At 56.4% G+C, this 20,264-nt stretch carries 21 protein-coding genes and 2 tRNA genes; 18 read left to right on the top strand and 5 right to left on the bottom strand.

What is annotated here, in order from left to right:
• Window position 1 precedes the first annotated feature (1 nt).
• Window positions 2-943 (top strand): ABC transporter permease, encoded by a 942-nt coding sequence (locus AC1P02_RS22780; RefSeq protein ID WP_021138133.1) that lies wholly within the window; start codon window positions 2-4, stop codon window positions 941-943.
• 80 nt (window positions 944-1,023) lie between these two features.
• Here the strand turns inward: AC1P02_RS22780 and dxs are convergent, their stop codons facing one another.
• Genes dxs through xseB form a run of 3 tightly spaced genes read right to left on the bottom strand, consistent with a single transcriptional unit; the run spans window position 1,024 to window position 4,053 of the window.
• Window positions 1,024-2,889 (bottom strand): 1-deoxy-D-xylulose-5-phosphate synthase, encoded by a 1,866-nt coding sequence (gene dxs / locus AC1P02_RS22775; protein WP_096118673.1) that lies wholly within the window; start codon window positions 2,887-2,889, stop codon window positions 1,024-1,026.
• A gap of 21 nt (window positions 2,890-2,910) precedes the next feature.
• A complete protein-coding gene (gene ispA / locus AC1P02_RS22770; protein WP_005317578.1) occupies window positions 2,911-3,801 on the bottom strand; it encodes a (2E,6E)-farnesyl diphosphate synthase in 891 nt (296 codons plus the stop codon).
• Window positions 3,802-4,053, bottom strand: coding sequence for an exodeoxyribonuclease VII small subunit (xseB, locus tag AC1P02_RS22765; protein WP_005317577.1), 252 nt, complete (start codon window positions 4,051-4,053; stop codon window positions 3,802-3,804).
• Window positions 4,054-4,275: 222 nt separating this feature from the next.
• Between xseB and pomA the strand changes: the two genes are divergently transcribed.
• The 6 genes from pomA to greA all read left to right on the top strand — a co-directional run bounded on the left by pomA (window position 4,276) and on the right by greA (window position 7,884).
• Entirely contained in the window at window positions 4,276-5,034 is a 759-nt protein-coding gene (pomA, locus tag AC1P02_RS22760) for a flagellar motor protein PomA (RefSeq protein ID WP_005317570.1), read from the top strand.
• Window positions 5,035-5,039: 5 nt separating this feature from the next.
• Window positions 5,040-5,951 (top strand): flagellar motor protein MotB, encoded by a 912-nt coding sequence (locus tag AC1P02_RS22755; protein ID WP_059168108.1) that lies wholly within the window; start codon window positions 5,040-5,042, stop codon window positions 5,949-5,951.
• Between the two features lie 126 nt (window positions 5,952-6,077).
• Window positions 6,078-6,353 carry a hypothetical protein gene (locus AC1P02_RS22750; RefSeq protein WP_485185774.1) on the top strand — a complete coding sequence of 92 codons (276 nt, stop codon included), beginning with the start codon at window positions 6,078-6,080 and terminating at the stop codon, window positions 6,351-6,353.
• 71 nt (window positions 6,354-6,424) lie between these two features.
• The gene (locus AC1P02_RS22745; protein WP_005317567.1) at window positions 6,425-6,571 is read left to right on the top strand and encodes a hypothetical protein; all 147 of its coding nucleotides are present in this window, start codon (window positions 6,425-6,427) and stop codon (window positions 6,569-6,571) included.
• Between the two features lie 79 nt (window positions 6,572-6,650).
• Window positions 6,651-7,028, top strand: a complete 378-nt coding sequence (locus AC1P02_RS22740; RefSeq protein WP_265466980.1) for a PRC-barrel domain-containing protein — start codon at window positions 6,651-6,653, stop codon at window positions 7,026-7,028.
• Between the two features lie 379 nt (window positions 7,029-7,407).
• On the top strand, window positions 7,408-7,884 hold the full coding sequence (greA, locus tag AC1P02_RS22735) for a transcription elongation factor GreA (RefSeq protein ID WP_005317553.1): 477 nt from the start codon (window positions 7,408-7,410) through the stop codon (window positions 7,882-7,884).
• Window positions 7,885-7,931: 47 nt separating this feature from the next.
• Here the strand turns inward: greA and AC1P02_RS22730 are convergent, their stop codons facing one another.
• Window positions 7,932-8,525 (bottom strand): PilZ domain-containing protein, encoded by a 594-nt coding sequence (locus AC1P02_RS22730; protein ID WP_087755050.1) that lies wholly within the window; start codon window positions 8,523-8,525, stop codon window positions 7,932-7,934.
• 104 nt (window positions 8,526-8,629) lie between these two features.
• A complete protein-coding gene (gene yhbY / locus AC1P02_RS22725; protein WP_005298134.1) occupies window positions 8,630-8,926 on the bottom strand; it encodes a ribosome assembly RNA-binding protein YhbY in 297 nt (98 codons plus the stop codon).
• 97 nt (window positions 8,927-9,023) lie between these two features.
• Here yhbY and rlmE point away from each other — a divergent pair, with 97 nt between their 5' ends.
• The 11 genes from rlmE (at window position 9,024) to infB (ending at window position 20,253) form a co-directional block, all read left to right on the top strand.
• Entirely contained in the window at window positions 9,024-9,653 is a 630-nt protein-coding gene (gene rlmE / locus AC1P02_RS22720) for a 23S rRNA (uridine(2552)-2'-O)-methyltransferase RlmE (RefSeq protein ID WP_058393761.1), read from the top strand.
• 45 nt (window positions 9,654-9,698) lie between these two features.
• Window positions 9,699-11,648 (top strand): ATP-dependent zinc metalloprotease FtsH, encoded by a 1,950-nt coding sequence (ftsH, locus tag AC1P02_RS22715; RefSeq protein ID WP_429179856.1) that lies wholly within the window; start codon window positions 9,699-9,701, stop codon window positions 11,646-11,648.
• A 62-nt stretch (window positions 11,649-11,710) separates the two neighbouring features.
• Window positions 11,711-12,556: a dihydropteroate synthase gene (gene folP, locus AC1P02_RS22710; RefSeq protein WP_270687484.1), complete on the top strand. Its 846-nt coding sequence runs from the start codon at window positions 11,711-11,713 to the stop codon at window positions 12,554-12,556.
• Between the two features lie 17 nt (window positions 12,557-12,573).
• Window positions 12,574-13,908: a phosphoglucosamine mutase gene (gene glmM / locus AC1P02_RS22705; protein ID WP_485185768.1), complete on the top strand. Its 1,335-nt coding sequence runs from the start codon at window positions 12,574-12,576 to the stop codon at window positions 13,906-13,908.
• A gap of 131 nt (window positions 13,909-14,039) precedes the next feature.
• Window positions 14,040-14,804 carry a triose-phosphate isomerase gene (gene tpiA, locus AC1P02_RS22700; protein WP_059111422.1) on the top strand — a complete coding sequence of 255 codons (765 nt, stop codon included), beginning with the start codon at window positions 14,040-14,042 and terminating at the stop codon, window positions 14,802-14,804.
• On the top strand, window positions 14,805-15,131 hold the full coding sequence (gene secG / locus AC1P02_RS22695) for a preprotein translocase subunit SecG (protein WP_021138145.1): 327 nt from the start codon (window positions 14,805-14,807) through the stop codon (window positions 15,129-15,131).
• A 9-nt stretch (window positions 15,132-15,140) separates the two neighbouring features.
• Window positions 15,141-15,225, top strand: a tRNA-Leu gene (locus AC1P02_RS22690).
• Between the two features lie 92 nt (window positions 15,226-15,317).
• Window positions 15,318-15,394 (top strand) — tRNA-Met (locus tag AC1P02_RS22685).
• Between the two features lie 166 nt (window positions 15,395-15,560).
• Window positions 15,561-16,019: a ribosome maturation factor RimP gene (rimP, locus tag AC1P02_RS22680; RefSeq protein ID WP_005317527.1), complete on the top strand. Its 459-nt coding sequence runs from the start codon at window positions 15,561-15,563 to the stop codon at window positions 16,017-16,019.
• A 14-nt stretch (window positions 16,020-16,033) separates the two neighbouring features.
• Entirely contained in the window at window positions 16,034-17,536 is a 1,503-nt protein-coding gene (nusA, locus tag AC1P02_RS22675) for a transcription termination factor NusA (RefSeq protein ID WP_005317524.1), read from the top strand.
• A gap of 20 nt (window positions 17,537-17,556) precedes the next feature.
• The gene (gene infB / locus AC1P02_RS22670; RefSeq protein ID WP_005317521.1) at window positions 17,557-20,253 is read left to right on the top strand and encodes a translation initiation factor IF-2; all 2,697 of its coding nucleotides are present in this window, start codon (window positions 17,557-17,559) and stop codon (window positions 20,251-20,253) included.
• The last annotated feature ends 11 nt before the right edge of the window (window positions 20,254-20,264 follow it).

Genomic DNA, 20,264 nt, shown 5'->3' with positions numbered 1-20,264 from the left:
CATGAGTAACGCTGTGACTGTGAGCCCAAGCCGTTGGGCTCGATTCAAGAACTCTGATTTTGTCTACTACTTCCTGCGGGACAAGGTAGCCATGTTCAGCTTTGCGGTGTTTGTGGTGTTCGTGCTGGCGGCGCTGCTGGCGCCCTGGCTGGCACCGCACAACGTCTATGACCAGACCAGCTTTGATCTGATGGATGCGGAGCTACCACCCTCCTGGCTGGATGGTGGCGAAGAGCGCTTCTGGCTCGGCACCGACAACCAGGGGCGCGATATCTGGAGCACCATCCTCTATGGTGCCCGCATCTCGCTCTCCATCGGTCTGTTCGCGGTGGGGTTGCAACTGGTGCTCGGCATCGTTATCGGTCTGATCGCCGGTTACTTCGGTGGTCGCATCGACAGCCTGCTGATGCGTTTTGCCGACGTGCAGCTGTCGTTCTCCACCATGATGGTGGCCATCATCATCTCCGCCATCTTCCAGGCAACGTTTGGCTCCGAGTTTTACTCCAAGTTTGCCATCCTTATGCTGGTGGTGATCATCGGCATTGCCGAGTGGCCCCAGTATGCGCGGACTGTGCGTGCCTCTGTGCTTGCCGAGAAGAAGAAGGAATATGTGGAAGCGGCCAAGGTGATGGGGTTCCGTGCCCCGCGCATCATGTTCCGTCACATTCTGCCGAACTGCCTGTCGCCCATCCTGGTGATCTCCACCGTTCAGGTGGCCAACGCCATCATGAGCGAGGCGGCTCTCTCCTTCCTCGGATTGGGGATGCCGGTGGATCAGCCATCGCTGGGCTCGCTCATCAGTGTCGGCTTCAACTACATCTTCTCGGGCTCCTGGTGGATCACCGCCTTCCCCGGCATCTGTCTGGTGGTGCTGGTGCTGGTCATCAACCTGCTGGGTGACTGGCTGAGGGATGTGTTTAACCCCAAGATCTACAAAGGTTGACTCGGGTCAGAAGTGCAAATACAAGAAGGGCGCCATCAGGCGCCCTTCTTTATTGCTTGCGATTGCCGCCAGTGCTTGCGTCAGGCTTGCAGCCAGGCCTCTATGCTGGCTTGAATGCCCGTGCTGTCGAGTCCCAGCAGCGCATAGATCTCCTCCTGGGTGCCTTGCTCCACGAAGCGATCCGGCAGGCCCAGATTGAGCACCGGCTTGCACTGCTTGCTGCGCATCAGCAGCTCGTTCACCGCAGAGCCGGCGCCACCCATGATGGCGTTGTCCTCTATGGTCACGAACTGGCCGTGGCTGGCAGCAAGCGACAGCACCAGCGCCTCATCCATCGGCTTGACGAAGCGCATGTCCACCAGAGTGGCATCAAGCGCCTCGGCGGCAGCCCTGGCCTGCTGCAGCAGTGTACCGAACGCCAGTATGGCGGTTCCTTTGCCATTGCGGACGATGCGCCCCTTGCCCAGTTCCAGCACCTGCATCTCGGTCTGCACCTCGATACCTGTGCCACTGCCACGGGGATAACGCACCGCAGCCGGCTGGTTGCACTGATAGCCGGTGTAGAGCATCTGACGACACTCGTTCTCGTCGGACGGGGTCATGACGACCATGTTGGGCACGGTGCGCAGGAAGCTGATGTCGAACGCCCCCTGGTGGGTCGGCCCATCGGCGCCTACCAGACCAGCCCTGTCGATGGCAAACAGCACCGGCAATGCCTGCAGCGCCACATCATGGATCACCTGGTCGTAGGCCCGTTGCAGGAAGCTTGAGTAGATGGCAACCACAGGTTTCTTGTCGGCGATGGCAAGGCCGGCGGCGAAGGTGACCGCATGCTGTTCGGCGATGGCCACATCGAAGTAGCGATCCGGATACTGCTGGCTGAACTTGACCAGCCCCGAGCCCTCGCGCATGGCGGGGGTGATGCCGACCAGCTTCTCGTCTTTCGCCGCCATGTCGCACAGCCACTGGCCGAAGATGGCGGAGAAGCTCGGCTTGCCGCCACTCGCCTTGGGCAATGTGCATTCGTCCGGATCGAACTTGGGCACACCGTGATAACCGATGGGGTCTTTCTCTGCGGGCTCATAGCCCTTGCCCTTCTTGGTCTTGACGTGCAGCAGCTGCGGGCCCTTGAGATTGCGCATGTTGCGCAGGGTTTCGACCAGCGCCTCAATGTCATGACCGTCGATGGGGCCTATGTAGTTGAAGCCGAACTCCTCAAACAGGGTACCGGGTACCACCATGCCCTTGAGGTGCTCTTCGGCCCGTTTGGCCAGCTCCTTGACCGGCGGCAGCCCCGCCAGCACCTTCTTGCCGCCTTCGCGGATAGTGGTGTAGAGCTTGCCAGACATGATGCGGGCCAGATGGTTGTTCAGCGCCCCCACATTCTCGGAGATGGACATCTCATTGTCGTTGAGCACCACCAACATGTCCTTGTGGACATCGCCGGCGTGATTGAGCGCCTCGAATGCCATGCCGGCGGTGATGGCGCCGTCACCAATCACTGCCACCACCTTGCGACCCAGGCCCTCGCTCTCGGCGGCAACGGCCATGCCGAGCGCCGCACCAATGGAGGTGCTGGAGTGACCGACCGAGAGCACGTCATACTCGCTCTCGCCGCGCCAGGGGAAGGGGTGCAGGCCGTCTTTCTGACGAATGCTCTGCATCCGGTCGCGACGCCCGGTCAGGATCTTGTGGGGATAGGCCTGATGACCCACGTCCCAGACCAGCCGATCGAACGGGGTGTTATAGACGTAGTGCAGCGCGACCGTCAGCTCGACGGTGCCGAGCCCGGAGGCGAGATGACCACTGGAGCGACTCACCGAACGCAACAGATATTCACGCAGTTCGTTGCACAGCAGCGGCAGCCGTTCGAAGGGCAGGGATCGCAACTCGACCGGCGTATCCGCGAGGGCCAGGTTGGGGAAATTGCTTATATCAACGCTCATATTGTTACTGTTATCCAGCGTTTAGTGGGTTCGCTCAATGATGTAATCGGCAAACGCTTCCAGAATGTCGGTATTGTAGGGCAAAGATTGCAAGGCTGTTAAGGCTTTACCGTGCAGTTCGCGAGCCAGCTCACGGGCATTGTCGAGTCCGAGCAGGGCCGGATAGGTACTTTTTTCCTGTGCCAGATCAGAGCCTTGTGGCTTGCCCAGTGTCACTGTATCCCCTGTGATGTCGAGGATGTCATCCTGTACCTGAAAAGCGAGCCCTATGGCTGCCGCGTATGTTTGCAGCGCCGCCAGTGTGGTGTCGTCTACGTCGGCCTTGCACAGGGCACCGAGTGCCACGGCACATTCGATCAGGGCGCCAGTCTTGTGGCGATGCACCTGCTCCAGCTCGGGGAGGCTGATCTGGCGGCCTTCGGCCTGCAGATCCAGTGCCTGTCCGCCACACATGCCAAGGTAGCCGGAGGCGCGGGCCAGAGTGCTCAGCATCCGCACCCGGTTGGCCAGAAGCCGGTCGGGCAGGGGATGATCTGCCAGAATCGAGAAGGCCAGGGTCTGCAAGGCATCACCGGCCAGGATGGCGGTGCCTTCATCAAATGCCTTGTGTACTGTCGGTTGACCACGACGCAAGTCATCGTTGTCCATGGCGGGCAGATCGTCGTGCAGCAGCGAGTAGGCATGGATGCACTCCACAGCCGCGGCAGGGCCGTCCAGCAGCTCGCGTTTGACGCCCAGCATCTCACCCACGGCATAGACCAGGAAGGGGCGCACCCGCTTGCCGCCGAGCAGCAGACCATAGCGCATGGCATCGCGCAGACGCGGGGCCATGGCGGGCAAGGATTCAAGTTGTGCAGACAGACAGTCGTCAATACGTTGCCGATGCAGACGGGAAAAATCGTCCAGCGTCACTCATTCCTCTCCTTGCTCTGGCTGGAAGGGGACTGCTTGCTCAGTGCCATCGGCCTGAGTCAGCAGGATCTGGATCTTCTGTTCGGCCTGTTCCAGCTTCTGCTGGCCAGCCCGTACCAGATGGACGCCCTGTTCGAACTGCTTGAGTGCCTCTTCCAGCGGTAAGGAACCTTGTTCCAGTTGATGAACTATGGTTTCCAGCTCTTCCAGAGTGGCATCAAAACTCAGGCGGTCGATTTTCTTACTGGCCATGTTCATCCTCGGGGATTGAAAAAAACGGCTTATCTTAACATCGACGACGCACAGGGGGGAGGCAGAAAAGTGCGGTCGGCTTAAACTCTCGGAAAAGTGGCCGATAATAAGCCATCTTGTTGGTAAGGAAAAATGTGGTGGCCCTTGCCGCTGACGAGCCAATAGCAGAAAATTCAACAAACTACAGATACAACAAATTTCAGCTGACAGGGGAGTAGGGACGTGGATCTAGGTAGTCTGATTGGCATAGTGCTGGGATTTGGGGTGGTGGTGTATGGCATGCTGCTGGGGGGCCCCATGAGCATGTACATCGATATGCCCTCCGTCTACATCACCATTCTGGGTTCCATCTTCATCGCCATGATGAAGTTCAACATCGGTCAGTTTCTGATGGCGTTCAAGATTGCTGGCAAGGCGTTCCTCTACAAGGGCGACAAGCTGGATGACCTTATTATCAAGGCGGTGGAATTGGCTGATGCCGCCCGCAAAGGGGGGTTTCTGGCGCTGGAAGCCGCCGAAGTACCAAACACCTTCATGAAAAAAGGCATCGACATGCTGGTGGACGGTCATGATGCGGATGTCATCCGCGCCGTGCTGGAGAAAGACATAGAGCTGACCGCGGAGCGCCATGTCATCGCTATCAAAGTCTTTCGGGCACTGGGAGATCTGGGCCCTGCCATGGGCATGATAGGTACTCTGGTAGGCCTTGTTGCCATGCTGGCCAACATGAGTGACCCCAAATCCATCGGTCCGGCCATGGCGGTAGCCTTGCTGACCACGTTGTATGGCGCCATCGAGGCCAACATGATTGCGATCCCCATCGCCGACAAGCTGGAGTTGCGCAGCGGTGAAGAGCAACTGAGCCGCTGCCTGGTACTGGACGCCATCATGGGCATTCAGGATGGACAGAACCCGCGGGTAATCCAGTCAATGCTGCAAAATTACCTGAACCAGTCCAAACGCAACAATGGCAGCGAGTAATCCCCATGGCTAAGTGCAAGTGCCCGCCACCTGGTCTGCCCGGTTACATGGGGACCTTCGCCGATCTGATGTCGCTATTGATGTGCTTCTTCGTGCTGCTGCTCTCCTTTGCCGAGATGGATGTACAGAAGTTCAAGCAGATCGCAGGCTCCATGGAGAAGGCATTCGGCGTACAAAACATTCTGGAGGTGAAAGATATCCCCAAAGGAACCTCCGTCATTGCGCTGGAGTTCAGGCCTGGTCGTCCGGAACCGACCCCCATCGATACCATCATGCAGCAGACCATCGACATGACCCAGACCGAGCTGGATTTTCAGCCCGGCGATGCCGATCAGGCGGGTGGCCACGACAAGGTTGAAGGGCAGCTGAGCGGTGGTGATACCCAGCAAGAGGCGCAGAAGCAGCAAGAGGTTCAAAAGCAGCAGGAACAGTCCAATGCCCTGGCCAAGGCGCTGGCCGAGCAGATGAAAGCCCAGATTCAGGATGGTGCCATTGAGGTGGAGGCCCTGGGTCAGCAGATTATCATCCGGATCCGTGAGAAAGCCGCCTTCCCGGCCGGTTCAGCTTTCTTGCAACCCCAGTTCTGGCCGGTTATTCGCAAAGTCGCCAGCTTGTTGAAAGATGTGCCAGGTGAGATAACCGTGTCGGGTCATACCGACAACATAGCGACCGAAAATGAGCTGTTTCAATCGAACTGGGATCTCTCATCCCAGCGTGCGGTGGCGGTGGCTCACCAGATGATCAAGGTTCCTGGCTTTGATGGTAAACGCTTGGTGGTGCAAGGCATGGCGGATTCCCAGCCCCTGGTGCCCAACACCAATCCGGACAATCGGCGTATGAACCGGCGAGTTGAGATCTCCATCATGCAGGGCAAACCGACAGTGTCGGCCCCGATTGGCGTCTCTGAGCCCAAGTAGTGTTCGCCAGGAAGTCCACTTCCACTTGCCGCAGTTATCCCCGATAGCCGCGGCTTCCCTTTTAGGGCCGCATTGAAGTGCCGCTCAACCGCTTTTTGATGGCGACTTGCTAAGGATATTGGGCGTGTGCAGCAGATTGAACTGTTATCAATCTTTTGTTTCTATCATCACCTGATCCGCCATTCCGGCGGCAACATCGTTGTCATCGCGCTGGTCGGCTTCTCGATGCTGCGAGAGCTTGCGCCGCTGAGAATCGCCATCATTGGCATTGATTCAAGCCAGTTCATGCCTTCCCTGCCCACCGCTGGATCCACGGCGTCAATTATTCAGTGCTCTTACAAACCCTGTTTTCTATGTATGTCAGCGTACAGACCCCCTGTTCTGCCCGATTTATGCTCATGATGGCTGGTGCAGGATCCCATTTCCATTTCCGGTTCTCGCGCCCTCATTCATATCACTATCAGGAGTTCACCATGAACAAGGATCAACTCAAGGGTCGTAGCGAAGAGAGCAAAGGCAAAGGGAAGAGTGACAAGGAATCGACCGGCGCTGCTCAAAAATCCACTGGTAAAGATCGGGTCACTGCAGAAGATCGCAAGGATGCCAAAAAGGGAAAATGAACCGTCAACGCGTTGGCCACTCAGTGGTCAACTCTCTTCTCCCATCCCGTTATTTGCCAAATAATGTCAGGAGCATCAAATGATCGATACCAATGTAACCAATACCGACCGCCCGGTTGGCCCAAGAGTACTCAGTGCCAGTACGCTCAATGGCAACGATGTGTACAACCCGAGGGGTGAAAAGCTAGGCTCTATCAAGGAGCTCATGCTGGACATCGACAATGGCAAGGTTTGCTACGCAGTGCTGTCGTTCGGCGGTTTCCTTAGTCTCGGCGAAAAGCTGTTTGCAGTGCCGTGGCGCGCCCTGAAGGTCGATACTGAAAAGAAGTGCTTTGTCATGGATACCGATGAAGAACACATGAAGAATGCCCCGGGGTTTGATAGTAATAGCTGGCCCGACATGGCTGATACCTCTTGGGAAAAGAGCATCAACAACTATTACAACACCAGATCCTGACGCCATGTTGCAATCTTGTTTGACGCTGATGCTTGTTGTGAATCCTATCAGCCGATAATCAGATGAGAACACAGCACTGGAAGTGCCTCTAAGCATTATTCCACTTAGGCAGGGGACAAGGCTCGATGCTGTGGTGGATCTGATCAAACAAGCAAAATGAAAATATTGCAGCCAGGGCAAAGGTCGCCTTGGCTGCCTCAGTTACCTCGCTTTTCTTCACGACCTTCGCGGCATTCAGTACGCTAAAGCGCGATCCCGCTCGCAGGGACTGACATGGATTTTGTGCTGGCTTCATATTAAGATGCCCCATCCGAACCGATAGCTGCGGCTCTCTTTGATTGCCGCAGCTTCTCTTTTTCAAGCAACCCAGGTTTCGACTATGAATCATACTCCGATGACTGTTCGCGGCGCGGAAAAGCTGCGTGAAGAACTCGACTATCTGAAGAGCGAGCTTCGTCCGCAGATAATCGAAGCGATTGCAGATGCCCGTGAACATGGCGATCTGAAAGAAAACGCCGAATACCATGCCGCCCGTGAGCAGCAAGGTTTCTGTGAAGGTCGCATTCAGGAAATTGAGAGCAAGCTCTCCAATGCCCAGGTGATCGATGTCACCAAGATTGCCAACAATGGTCGCGTCATCTTCGGTGCAACCGTGACTCTGCTCAAGAGCGAGACGGAAGAAGAAGTGGTCTACCGTATCGTGGGTGACGACGAATCGGACATCAAACAGAACATGATCTCCGTAAACTCGCCCATTGCCCGAGCCTTGATCGGCAAGGAAGTGGACGATGTCGTCATCGTCAAGACACCGGCTGGCGATGTGGAATACGAGATCCTGGCCGTCGCCTACCTCTGATATGAGGTGATGTCTGAAACAGGGGAGCACGGCTCCCCTGTTTGTATTTAGCGGGGTTGGTAAGCCTGGGTGAAGGCGTCCTGATGGCGCTGGAACATCCAGCTTCGCAGTCGTTCCAGGTCCGGCTTGGCCATCTGGAAGTGGAGTGCCCAGCCCTGTACGCCATTGCGCTGATGGATATGTCTGACCAGCTCGGCGCAGAGGGGGAGAGGGGCCAGTTCATGAATGAGCAGGGTACCGCTGAGAGTGGTGCCGACGGTCAGTTTGGTCGGCAAGCCTTCCACTACAAGCCCATCCAGCGACAGACTGTGTACCAGATATTCGGTTTCGGCCACCTTGAAGCGGGCTTTTTCATCCAGGCGCCAGGCGCGCAGATGGGGGTAGCCCAGCTCCTTGATGACGGGCGCGGCGATGCGTGGTTCGACAAAGCCATCGTCTCCCTGAGTGAAACGCAGCGGAAATCGAAGTTGATGCCCGGCAAAGCGGGCTTCGAGTACCAGTTGATCGGCGCGTTGCAACAGCCCGAGCAAGGGAGTGGCGAGATAACCGCTCAGGGATTGTCCGGCGGCCATCTCCTGATCGCTCCCCAAGTCCCGTAGCATGGCCAGTTCATCTTCGGTGAGAATCTGATGGTGATCCATAGCGGGTATCCAGGAGTATTCATCGCAGGTTAAGGGCCTGGCGACTACTTTGGCAAGCGACTTGGGAAGAAGGGAAATGAAGGAAAGAGCGAGGCTCTTTCCTGTTACTTGCGGGGCAGCTGGATTTTCGGCTCGTTGGCCTGACGGTAGATGGTCAGCACGTGGCCGATGCTCTGTACCTTGACCGCGCCGGTTTCACGGACAATTGCATCCATAACCAGTTGTTTCATCTCACGATCTTCAGACGCAACCTTAACCTTGATCAGCTCGTGGTGGTTCAGCGCCAGATCGATCTCGGCCAGTACACCTTCGGTCAGACCATGTTGACCCAAGAGGACAACGGGCTTCAGACTGTGGGCAAGGCCCTTGAGGTACTGTTTCTGTTTATTGTTGAGAATCATGGCAATTTCTTCATAAGTCAGGGTTGAAAGGGGCGTATTCTACCCCCACTTAGCCCTTAATACTAATAACCCTTGTGGTTTTTTAAAGTCGATAATCATGACCCAGAAAAAACGTTCCCCCAGCTCAACCCGCTGGTTAAAAGAACATTTCGACGATCAATACGTCAAAAAAGCCCAGAAATTGGGGCTGCGTTCCCGCGCTGTTTTCAAAATTGATGAAATCCAGGGCAAGGACAAATTGCTTCGCACCGGCATGACGGTCGTGGATCTGGGGGCCGCCCCGGGTGGCTGGTCCCAGTTCGCCGTTGAGCAGGTGGGTGACAATGGGCGAGTCATCGCCTGTGATATTTTGCCGATGGATCCCATTGCCGGTGTCGATTTCCTGCAAGGGGACTTTCGGGAGGAGACTGTACTCGGCGCCTTGCTGAATCGAGTGGGTCCGGACAAGGTGGACGTGGTCATGTCTGATATGGCGCCCAATATGAGTGGCACACAACAGGTGGATCAGGCCCGCGCCATGTACCTGATCGAGCTCGCGCTCGACATGTGCAATCAAGTGTTACGCACTAATGGCAGCTTCGTGGTGAAGGTATTCCAGGGAGAGGGGTTCGATGCCTATCTCAATGAAATTCGTAAGCTTTTCTCTGCTGTCAAGATTCGTAAACCAGACTCGTCTCGTGCTCGTTCACGAGAAGTCTACATTGTGGCTACCGGTTTTAAACTGTAGTACCCTAACCTTCATCGTTAACTGTCAGTCTGCGAGGTCATTGATTTGAGTGACATGGCGAAAAACCTAATCCTGTGGCTGGTCATCGCCGTCGTGTTGATGTCGGTGTTCAATAGCTTCAGCCCCAGCGATACCACCAGTCGCCAGCTGGACTATTCCAGCTTCGTTAAAGAAGTGACCCAAGAGCAGATCCGTGAAGTGCGGATGGATGGCAAGGTCATTAATGGCGTCAAGCGCACTGGTGAACGCTTCACCACCATCATACCGGCGCCGGATCCCCAGCTGCTCAACGACATGCTCAATCACAATGTCAAAGTGATGGGGGAGAAGCCGGAAGAGCCGTCTTTGCTGACCTCTATCTTCATCTCCTGGTTCCCGATGCTGCTGCTGATCGGTGTCTGGGTCTTCTTCATGCGTCAGATGCAGGGCGGCGGTGGCAAAGGTGCCATGTCGTTTGGCAAGAGCAAGGCTCGCCTGATGAGCGAAGATCAGATCAAGACCACTTTTGCTGACGTCGCAGGCTGCGATGAAGCCAAAGATGAGGTGAAAGAGCTGGTCGACTATCTGCGCGATCCGAGCAAGTTCCAGAAACTGGGTGGCAAGATCCCGACCGGCGTACTGCTGGTAGGTCCTCCCGGTACCGGTAAGACCCTGCTGGCCAAGGCCATTGCGGGCGAGGCCAAGGTGCCGTTCTTCACCATCTCGGGTTCTGATTTCGTCGAAATGTTTGTGGGTGTCGGTGCCTCCCGGGTACGTGACATGTTCGAACAGGCCAAGAAGTCGTCCCCCTGCATCATCTTCATCGATGAAATCGATGCGGTCGGTCGCCAGCGTGGCGCCGGTCTTGGCGGTGGTCACGATGAGCGCGAGCAAACCCTGAACCAGATGCTGGTCGAGATGGATGGTTTTGAAGGCAATGAAGGCGTCATCGTCATCGCTGCCACCAACCGTCCTGACGTACTGGATCCGGCCTTGCTGCGCCCGGGTCGTTTCGACCGTCAGGTTGTGGTCGGTTTGCCGGATGTGCGCGGTCGCGAGCAGATCCTGAAAGTACATATGCGCAAGGTGCCATTGGCAGATGATGTCAATGCAGCCGTGATTGCCCGTGGTACTCCGGGTTTCTCTGGTGCTGATCTCGCCAACCTGGTCAACGAAGCTGCGCTCTTCTCTGCCCGTGAGAGCCGCCGTGTGGTTTCCATGGCCGAGTTCGAGAAGGCGAAGGACAAGATCATGATGGGTGCGGAACGCCGTTCCATGGTGATGAAGGAGTCCGAGAAGGAGATGACGGCTTACCATGAGGCGGGTCACGCCATCATAGGTCGTCTGGTGCCGGATCATGACCCTGTCTACAAGGTTTCCATCATACCGCGCGGTCGTGCGCTGGGTGTGACCATGTACCTGCCTGAGCAGGATCGCTGGAGCCACTCCAAGCAGCACCTTGAGTCCATGATCTCCAGCCTGTACGGTGGTCGTCTGGCGGAAGAGCTGATCTACGGTGCCGAGAAGGTATCGACCGGTGCATCCAATGACATCGAGCGTGCGACCGATATCGCCCGCAAGATGGTGACCCAGTGGGGCATGTCCGAGCGTCTCGGCCCCATGCTCTATGCAGAAGAAGACGGCGAAGTGTTCCTCGGTCGCAGCATGGCCAAGGCCAAGCACATGTCCGATGACACTGCTAGGGTCATAGATGCCGAGGTCAAGCAGGTTATCGATCGCAACTACGCCCGCTCCAAGCAGATCCTGCTGGACAACATGGACGTACTGCACACCATGAAAGATGCGCTGATGAAGTACGAAACCATCGACGCCAAGCAGATCGACGATCTGATGGCCCGTCGCGAGGTGCGTGCTCCGAGCAACTGGCATGATGAGCACAGCGATACCCCGTCAGGTGGTGCCACTGTCGCAGAGGATGCCAAACCGGCTGTGACCGAGGTCGAGCAGGTGGCTGATGTCAATATCGACAAGGCCAATGATCTCCCGGCCAAATAAATTGTAATGATGCAAACCCCGGGCTGGTCCCGGGGTTTTTCTTTGTGCAAATGGAAGTGAAGATGCAGCTAATCAGCAAAGGGCTCAGCCTCTCCCTCGAACGCCCCCATGTCATGGGGATCCTCAATGTCACCCCAGACTCCTTCTCCGATGGCGGTCATTTCAATCAGATTGAACGGGCGATGGTCCATGCGCGTCAGATGGTCTCTGACGGGGCAACACTTATCGATATTGGTGGCGAGTCGACCCGTCCTGGCGCCCCTGACGTGAGCGAACAAGAAGAGCTGGACAGGGTGATCCCCGTGGTCGAACGGCTGGTCGCCGAGCTGGATGTGATGATATCCCTCGATACCTCCAAGGCTGCCGTGATGCGCGAAGGTTGCAAGGCGGGAGCCCATCTCATCAATGATGTCAGGGCGCTGCTTGAACCCGGCGCCCTGGCGGTTGCCGCAGAAGCTGACGTACCAGTGTGTCTGATGCACATGCAAGGCCAACCGAGAACCATGCAGGCCGAACCCCATTATGATGACCTGCTGGGGGAGGTGAGGGCTTTCTTCGATGAGCGTATTGCCGCCTGTCTGGCCGCCGGGATACGGCGCCAGCAGTTGTTGCTGGACCCGGGCTACGGCTTTGGCAAGACGCTGGCACACAACTATCACCTACTGGCACAGCAGAGCAAGTTGCTCGATTACCAGCTTCCGCTCTTGGTCGGCATGTCGCGAAAGTCTATGATAGGCAACCTGCTTGGCCGACCGGTTGATGATCGGTTGGCTGGCAGCCTGGCTTGCGCGCTGATTGGGATGCAACATGGTGCCCGGATCATCCGGGTGCACGATGTGCGAGAGACCATGGATGCCCTGCGCGCCGGCTGGATGGTAATGACGGGACAAGATTTCATATCCAAATAAAAAAACGAGAACAGATAATGGCAAGAAAGTATTTCGGCACCGATGGTGTCCGCGGCAAGGTTGGCGAATTCCCGATCACCCCTGATTTCGTGATGAAGCTGGGTTGGGCAGCAGGCAAGGTGCTCTCCAAGAAGGGCACCAAGAAGGTGCTGATCGGCAAAGATACCCGCATCTCTGGCTACATGCTGGAATCCGCGCTGGAAGCCGGCCTCTCCGCTGCCGGCCTCAAGGCTATTCTGATGGGCCCCATGCCCACCCCGGCCGTTGCCTACCTGACCCGCACCTTCCGTGCTGAGGCCGGTATCGTAATCAGCGCCTCACACAATCCCTTCTATGACAACGGCATCAAGTTCTTCTCCGCTGACGGTTCCAAGTTGCCGGATGATGTGGAAATGGCTATCGAGGCCGAGCTGGATCACGAGATCAAGTGTGTCGAGTCCGCCGATTTGGGCAAAGCCGTGCGTATCGAGGATGCTGCTGGCCGCTATATCGAGTTTTGCAAGAGCACCTTCCCATCCAACCTGAGTCTGGAAGGGTTGAAAATGGTGGTCGACTGCGGCAATGGCGCAACCTACCACATAGCTCCTTCCGTCTTCCGCGAGCTGGGCGCCGAGGTGATTGCCATCGGCTGCAGCCCGGATGGTCTCAACATCAACGACGGGGTCGGTTCTACCGCTCCCGACGCGCTGGCTGCCAAGGTGCTGGAGTGCAAGGCAGACCTGGGCGTGGCATTCGATGGTGACGGCGATCGTCTGGTGATGGTTGATCACACCGGCTACATCATTGACGGCGACGAGATTCTTTACATCATTGCCCGTGATGCCCTGCGCAACGGCCGCCTCAAAGGCGGTGTCGTCGGTACTCTGATGGCCAACATGGGTCTGGAGCTGGCGTTGCAGACCCTGGGGATCCCGTTTGCCCGGGCCAAAGTGGGTGACCGCTACGTGCTGGAGATGATGAATGAGAAGGGCTGGCGTATCGGGGGTGAAAACTCAGGTCACATCATCTGCCTGGATCAGACCACGACAGGGGATGGCATAGTCGCCGCCCTGCAGGTGCTGATGGCCATCTGCACCGCCGAGATGCCGCTGGCCAAGCTGCGCTCCGGCATGAGCAAGTTCCCGCAGGTGCTGGTGAACGTCCGTTTCGCCGAGGGCAAGGATCCGCTGGCGGCTGACGCCGTCAACCAGGAAGTCGCCAAGGTGGAACAGGAGCTGGCCGGCCGTGGTCGCGTATTGTTGCGTAAATCCGGCACCGAACCCCTGATCCGGGTCATGGTGGAAGGTGAACATGAGCAACAGGTGCGCGACATGGCCCAGCGCATTGCACAACAGGTTGAATCGGCGTTTTAATGAACAAAAAGGGCGGCTTTTTAGCCGCCCTGGTTGTATCTTGTTCAAACGATTCGAAAATTCAAAAATAGCACTTGTCAGCTGACAATCCTCTGGATATTATCAGCCCCGCTTTCGCAAGGGAGTTGCCGATGGGACATCGCAAGCCGTTTGTAGCAGCCAACTGGAAGTTACACGGCAGTAGGTCGCAGTTAGAGCAGTTTACTGGCCAATGCCTGCAAGGTATTGATGAGCAAGTAGATGTGGTCTTGTGTCCATCCCATGTGCATCTCGACTTCACCGCCGCACTGCTCAACGAGCAAAAGGTAATGAAGTTGGGGGCTCAGAATGTGAGTCAGCACAGACAAGGCGCTTATACGGGTGAAGTCTCGTGTGAGATGCTGGTTGAGGCAGGGTGTCGTTACGTACTGGTAGGGCACTCCGAGCGCAGGCGTCTCTTTGGTGAGACCAGCTTTATCGTCGCAGAGAAATTTGCGGCAGCCAGAGCGGCAGGCTTGATCCCCATCCTCTGTTTGGGTGAGTCAGGTGCAGCGAGGCAAGCGAGAAGAGCCTTCGAGGTGATCGCTGAAGAGCTGGACATCGTCATAGAGAAAAATGGCGCGATGGCTTTCGATAATGCTATCATCGCCTACGAGCCGATTTGGGCTGTAGGTACAGGTAAATGCGCCACACCCGAGCAGGCACAAGAGGTTCATTCCTTTATACGCGGTCGCTTGGCGGAGGATACTCCGGTAATAGGTGAGAAAGTTAGAATCATCTATGGTGGGAGCGTGACACCGACCAATGCGAGAGATTTGTTTGCCCAGCCCGACGTTGACGGCGGCCTGATTGGTGGAGCAAGCCTCGATGACAAGACGTTTTTAGGAATTGTTGAAGCGGCAAAGGGTGCAAGTTAAATGTACGAAATTCTTTTAGTCGTTTATCTGCTGGTTTCACTGGCTCTGATTGGTCTGGTGATGATTCAGCAAGGTAAAGGGGCTGACATGGGCGCCTCCTTCGGCGCAGGGGCATCGAATACCGTATTCGGCTCCGGTGGTTCAGGCAGTTTCCTGACCCGAACAACAGCAGTTTTGGCTACTCTGTTCTTTCTGATTAGTTTGGTGCTTGGCTCTATGTCCAGCCACAAGGTCAAACAGGGTAGTGAATGGGAAAATCTGCAACAAACCGAACAGGTTGAGCAGACCAAAGCGCCAGTAAACAAAGATACTGACGTTCCCCAATAAGTGAGTTTTGCCGTGGTGGTGGAATTGGTAGACACGCTATCTTGAGGGGGTAGTGCTCTAGGGTGTGCGGGTTCGAGTCCCGCCCACGGCACCAATTAAGCAGTGAACTCGGGTAACCGGGTGTATTATAGTCACTCAGTCTTGTATGAAGAGAATGAACTGGCTATAATCTCGCACGATTTCGGACGCGGGGTGGAGCAGCATGGTAGCTCGTCGGGCTCATAACCCGAAGGTCGTCGGTTCAAATCCGGCCCCCGCAACCAAATTTCACGCATTTCCTACGCTCAGGAAGGCGGTCGCTGCGAGGCGACAATCAGGGTAAAGCGCCAAGCCCCGATTTGACATCGGGGCTTTTTGTTATGTGCGATTTACTCTGAATCGATATCTATCTGGGCTTTATGCCCTTTTTTTGTTTTTCGGAGGGTGACTTTGGCTACGTTGGAACAACGTTTGACCGATCTGCTCGAGGCTCCGGTCGTTGCCTTGGGTTTTGAACTTTGGGGTATTGAGTTTATCCGCGCGGGTAACCACTCCACTTTGCGTGTCTTTATCGACGGCGAGAATGGTGTGACTGTCGAAAACTGTGCTGAAGTCAGCCACCAGGTTGGCGCCATCATGGATGTCGAAGATCCCATCACAGAAGAATACTTCCTGGAAGTATCCTCCCCTGGTCTGGATCGTCCGCTGTTCAAGGTTGCCCAGTTCGAAAAATACGTTGGCCAAGAGGCGGCAGTGCAGCTGCGGATGGCAACAAATAACCGCCGCAAGTTCAAAGGCGTAATCAAAGCTGTGCAAGGCGACATGATCACCCTGACAGTAGATGGTAAGGACGACGTGTTGGCTTTCACCAATATCCAAAAAGCGAACATAGTGCCGAACTTTGGTTAACGAGGCTATCGGATATGAATAAAGAGATTTTGCTGGTCGTTGACGCTGTATCCAACGAGAAGGCGGTACCCCGCGAGAAGATTTTCCAGGCTCTGGAGACTGCGCTGGCGACTGCGACCAAGAAAAAATATGAAGGCGAGATTGAAGTTCGGGTTGAAATCGATCGCAAGACCGGTGACTACGAAACCTATCGTCGCTGGGTTGTTGTGGCCGATCAGGCTGCAATGGAGAACCCGTACGGTGAAATCACCCTCGAAGCCGCTCAGATCGAGCAGCCCGAGATCCAGCTCGGTGACTATGTAGAAGATCAGATTGATTCTGTTACCTTCGACCGTATCACCACCCAGACCGCCAAGCAGGTTATCGTGCAGAAAGTGCGCGAAGCCGAGCGTTCCCAAGTCGTTGACCAGTTCAAGGACAAGGAAGGCACCATCATCAGCGGTGTGGTCAAGAAGAGCAATCGTGACAACGTGATCTTGGATCTGGGCAGCAATGCCGAGGCCGTGATCTTCCGTGACGACATGCTGCCGCGCGAGACCTTCCGTCCGGGCGACCGTATTCGTGGTCTGCTCTACGCCGTGCGTCCAGAAGCCCGTGGTTCCCAGCTGTTCGTCAGCCGCTCCAGCCCGGACTTCCTGAAAGAGCTGTTCCGCATCGAAGTACCGGAAATCGGTGAAGAGATGATCGAAATCATGGGCGCCGCCCGTGATCCGGGCTCCCGCGCCAAGATCTCCGTCAAGACCAACGATCGTCGTATCGACCCGATCGGTGCCTGTATCGGCATGCGTGGTGCTCGTGTGCAAGCTGTCTCTGCCGAGCTGAGCGGTGAGCGTGCCGACATAGTGTTGTACGATGACAACCCCGCACAATACGTGATCAATGCCATGGCTCCGGCCGATGTGGCCTCCATCATAGTGGATGAAGACAACCACACAATGGATATCGCCGTGGAAGCCGCCAACCTGGCCCAGGCCATCGGTCGCAACGGTCAGAACGTGCGTCTGGCTTCCCAGCTGACCGGTTGGGAGCTGAACGTCATGACCGTCGAGGACATGCGCTCCAAGCACCAGGCCGAGAACGATCGCATCCTGACCCTGTTCACCAGCGCCCTGGACATCGACGACGATTTCGCCGGTCTGCTGATGGAAGAAGGCTTCTCGACTCTGGAAGAGATCGCCTTCGTACCCGTCAATGAGCTGCTGGCCATCGACGGTCTGGACGAAGACATGGTGGAAGAGCTGCGCAAGCGTGCCAAGGATGTCCTGACTACCAAGGCCCTGGCCAAAGAAGAATCCTTGGACGGCGTAGAGCCTTCCGAAGACCTGCTCAATCTGGCTGGCCTCGGTCGCGACATGGCATATGCCCTGGCCGCGCGTGGTGTCGGCACCCTGGAAGATTTGGCAGAGCAAGGTATCGACGACCTTGCCGACATTGAAGAGCTGACCGCTGAGAAAGCCGGTGAGCTGATTATGGCTGCTCGCAATATCTGTTGGTTCGGAGAAGAGCAGTCTGAATAAGATCAAACGGAGGAAAATGAATGGCAGAAGTATCAGTCAAACAACTTGCCACTGACATCGACACGCCGGTTGATCGTCTTCTCCAGCAGTTTGTCGATGCCGGTATCAGCAAGAGCAAGGCCGACGACCTCGTCAGCGAGTCTGAAAAACAGACTCTGCTGGCTCACTTGAAAAAACAGCATGGAGGTGACGAGCTCACCGCACCAGCCCGCATGACTTTGCAGCGCAAGACCAAGAGCACCATCAGTGTTCAGGGGACTGGCGGCAAGAACAAGGAAGTGCAGGTTGAAGTGCGCAAGACTCGCACCTATGTAAAACGCTCGGCGCTGGAAGATGAACAGCGCCAGGCGGAAGCCGAGGAAACAGCGCGTTTGGAAGCAGAAGAAAAAGCTCGTAGCGAGGCCGAGAACAAGGTTCGTCTCGATGCTGAAGAGAAGGCTCGCCGTGAGGCTGAGCAGGCTCGTCGTGAAGCTGAGGAAAAGGCGCGGATCGAGGCACAATCAAAGGCTCGACAGGCTCCACAGCCCGCCAAAGCAGCCAGTAGCACAGCTCAGCAAGAGGCAGAAAAGATGGCCAAGCGCGAAGCAGAAGAACTGAAGCGCCAACAGGAACAAACAGCTTTGCAAAAAGCAGAAGAACTCGCCGCCAAGAAAGCCGAAGAGGCTCGTCTCATGGCGGAACAGAACGGCCCTCGCTGGGCTGAAGAAGAAGCTGCTCGCGCCAAAGAGAGCAGTGACTATCATCTGACCACCAACAAGCATGCGCAAGCCGCAGAAGACGAGTTGGACCGGAAGGAAGAGACCAGTCGTCGCACGGCTGCTGCAGCGGTCAAGGCCCCGAAAAAGGCCGGTCGTCGTGAAGACGATCGCGACTCCCGCAACCCGCGTGCCCGCAAAGGCAAGCGCGGCAAGATGGCCATGCCCAACGCCATGAAGCACGGCTTCAACAAGCCCGCAGCTGTGGTTAACCGTGACGTTGTCATCGGCGAAACCATCACTGTAGCCGAACTGGCCAACAAGATGGCCGTCAAGGGTGTTGAAGTCATCAAGGCGATGATGAAGATGGGCGCCATGGCCACCATCAACCAGGTGATCGATCAGGAGACAGCTCAGCTGGTCGCCGAAGAGATGGGTCACAAGGTGGTGTTGCGCCGTGAGAACGAACTGGAAGAGGCGGTACTGTCCGATCGTGACGAGACCTCCGAAGCCAAGTCCCGTGCTCCTGTCGTGACCATCATGGGCCACGTCGACCACGGCAAGACCTCGCTGCTCGACTACATCCGTAAAGCCAAGGTTGCTGCTGGCGAAGCCGGTGGTATTACCCAGCACATCGGTGCTTACCACGTCGAAACCGACAGTGGCATGATCACCTTCCTGGATACTCCGGGTCACGCTGCGTTTACCTCCATGCGTGCTCGTGGTGCCAAGTCGACCGATATCGTCGTTCTGGTTGTTGCTGCCGATGACGGCGTCATGCCGCAGACCATCGAAGCCATCCAGCACGCCAAGGCGGCCGAAGTGCCTATCGTGGTTGCGGTCAACAAGATCGACAAGCCTGAAGCGGATCCGGATCGCGTCAAGACCGAGCTGGCCCGTTACAACGTCATGTCAGAAGACTGGGGTGGCGACAGCCAGTTCGTTCATGTCTCTGCCAAGTCTGGCGAAGGTATCGACGACCTGCTGGAAGCCATCCTGATCCAGTCCGAAGTACTGGAACTGAAAGCGGTAGTCGATGGCATGGCCAGCGGCGTCGTGATCGAATCCTTCCTGGACAAGGGTCGTGGTCCGGTTGCCACCGTGCTGGTACAAGAAGGTACTCTGCGCCAGGGCGACATCGTACTGTGTGGTCTGGAATACGGTCGTATTCGTGCCATGCGTGACGAACTGGGTCGCGAGATCAAGGAAGCGGGTCCGTCCCTGCCGGTGGAAATCCTGGGTCTGTCCGGGGTGCCGTCTGCCGGTGACGAAGCCACTGTTGTACGTGACGAGAAGAAAGCCCGTGAAGTGGCGCTCTATCGTCAGGGCAAGTTCCGCGACGTCAAGCTGGCTCGCCAGCAGAAGGCCAAGCTGGAAAACATGTTCGCCAACATGACCGAGGGCGAAGTGTCCGAAGTGAACGTGGTGATCAAGGCTGACGTACAGGGTTCGGTGCAAGCCATTTGCGATGCGCTGGTCCAGCTCTCTACCGACGAAGTCAAAGTCAAGATCGTGGGCTCGGGTGTTGGTGGCATCACCGAAACCGACGCCACTCTGGCTGCGGCTTCCAGCGCCATCCTGGTGGGCTTCAACGTCCGTGCCGACGCTTCTGCGCGCAAGGTCATCGAATCCGAGAGCCTGGATCTGCGTTACTACTCCGTCATCTATGATTTGATCGATGAAGTGAAGCAGGCCATGAGCGGCAAGCTGGCTCCTGAGTATCGTCAGGAAATCATCGGTTTGGCTGAAGTGCGTAGCGTCTTCAAGTCACCGAAGTTCGGCGCCGTTGCTGGCTGTATGGTTACCGAAGGTGTGGTCAAGCGCTCCAACCGTATCCGTGTTCTGCGTGACAACGTGGTTATCTATGAAGGCGAGCTGGAATCCCTGCGCCGCTTCAAGGATGACGTCAACGAAGTCCGCAACGGTTACGAGTGTGGTATCGCGGTCAAGAACTACAACGACGTACGCGAAGGCGACCAGATCGAAGTTTACGAGACCATTGAAATTCAACGGACTCTGTAAGCCGACAGTTA

The organism is Aeromonas sp. TS_SC_11 (genome assembly GCF_057318915.1).
The sequence above is the reverse complement of the archived record's forward strand: the minus strand, read 5'-3'. Positions and strand labels throughout refer to the sequence as shown.

Excerpts from the sequence above, each read along its gene's own strand:
- greA (WP_005317553.1), top strand. The coding sequence starts at position 7,408 with ATGAATCATACTCCGATGACTGTTCGCGGCGCGGAAAAGCTGCGTGAA.
- AC1P02_RS22730 (WP_087755050.1), bottom strand. The coding sequence starts at position 8,525 with ATGGATCACCATCAGATTCTCACCGAAGATGAACTGGCCATGCTACGG.
- folP (WP_270687484.1), top strand. The coding sequence starts at position 11,711 with ATGCAGCTAATCAGCAAAGGGCTCAGCCTCTCCCTCGAACGCCCCCAT.
- AC1P02_RS22745 (WP_005317567.1), top strand. The coding sequence starts at position 6,425 with ATGAACAAGGATCAACTCAAGGGTCGTAGCGAAGAGAGCAAAGGCAAA.
- yhbY (WP_005298134.1), bottom strand. The coding sequence starts at position 8,926 with ATGATTCTCAACAATAAACAGAAACAGTACCTCAAGGGCCTTGCCCAC.
- AC1P02_RS22780 (WP_021138133.1), top strand. The coding sequence starts at position 2 with ATGAGTAACGCTGTGACTGTGAGCCCAAGCCGTTGGGCTCGATTCAAG.
- xseB (WP_005317577.1), bottom strand. The coding sequence starts at position 4,053 with ATGGCCAGTAAGAAAATCGACCGCCTGAGTTTTGATGCCACTCTGGAA.
- tpiA (WP_059111422.1), top strand. The coding sequence starts at position 14,040 with ATGGGACATCGCAAGCCGTTTGTAGCAGCCAACTGGAAGTTACACGGC.
- secG (WP_021138145.1), top strand. The coding sequence starts at position 14,805 with ATGTACGAAATTCTTTTAGTCGTTTATCTGCTGGTTTCACTGGCTCTG.
- AC1P02_RS22740 (WP_265466980.1), top strand. The coding sequence starts at position 6,651 with ATGATCGATACCAATGTAACCAATACCGACCGCCCGGTTGGCCCAAGA.
- glmM (WP_485185768.1), top strand. The coding sequence starts at position 12,574 with ATGGCAAGAAAGTATTTCGGCACCGATGGTGTCCGCGGCAAGGTTGGC.
- rlmE (WP_058393761.1), top strand. The coding sequence starts at position 9,024 with ATGACCCAGAAAAAACGTTCCCCCAGCTCAACCCGCTGGTTAAAAGAA.
- nusA (WP_005317524.1), top strand. The coding sequence starts at position 16,034 with ATGAATAAAGAGATTTTGCTGGTCGTTGACGCTGTATCCAACGAGAAG.
- AC1P02_RS22755 (WP_059168108.1), top strand. The coding sequence starts at position 5,040 with ATGGCTAAGTGCAAGTGCCCGCCACCTGGTCTGCCCGGTTACATGGGG.
- dxs (WP_096118673.1), bottom strand. The coding sequence starts at position 2,889 with ATGAGCGTTGATATAAGCAATTTCCCCAACCTGGCCCTCGCGGATACG.
- infB (WP_005317521.1), top strand. The coding sequence starts at position 17,557 with ATGGCAGAAGTATCAGTCAAACAACTTGCCACTGACATCGACACGCCG.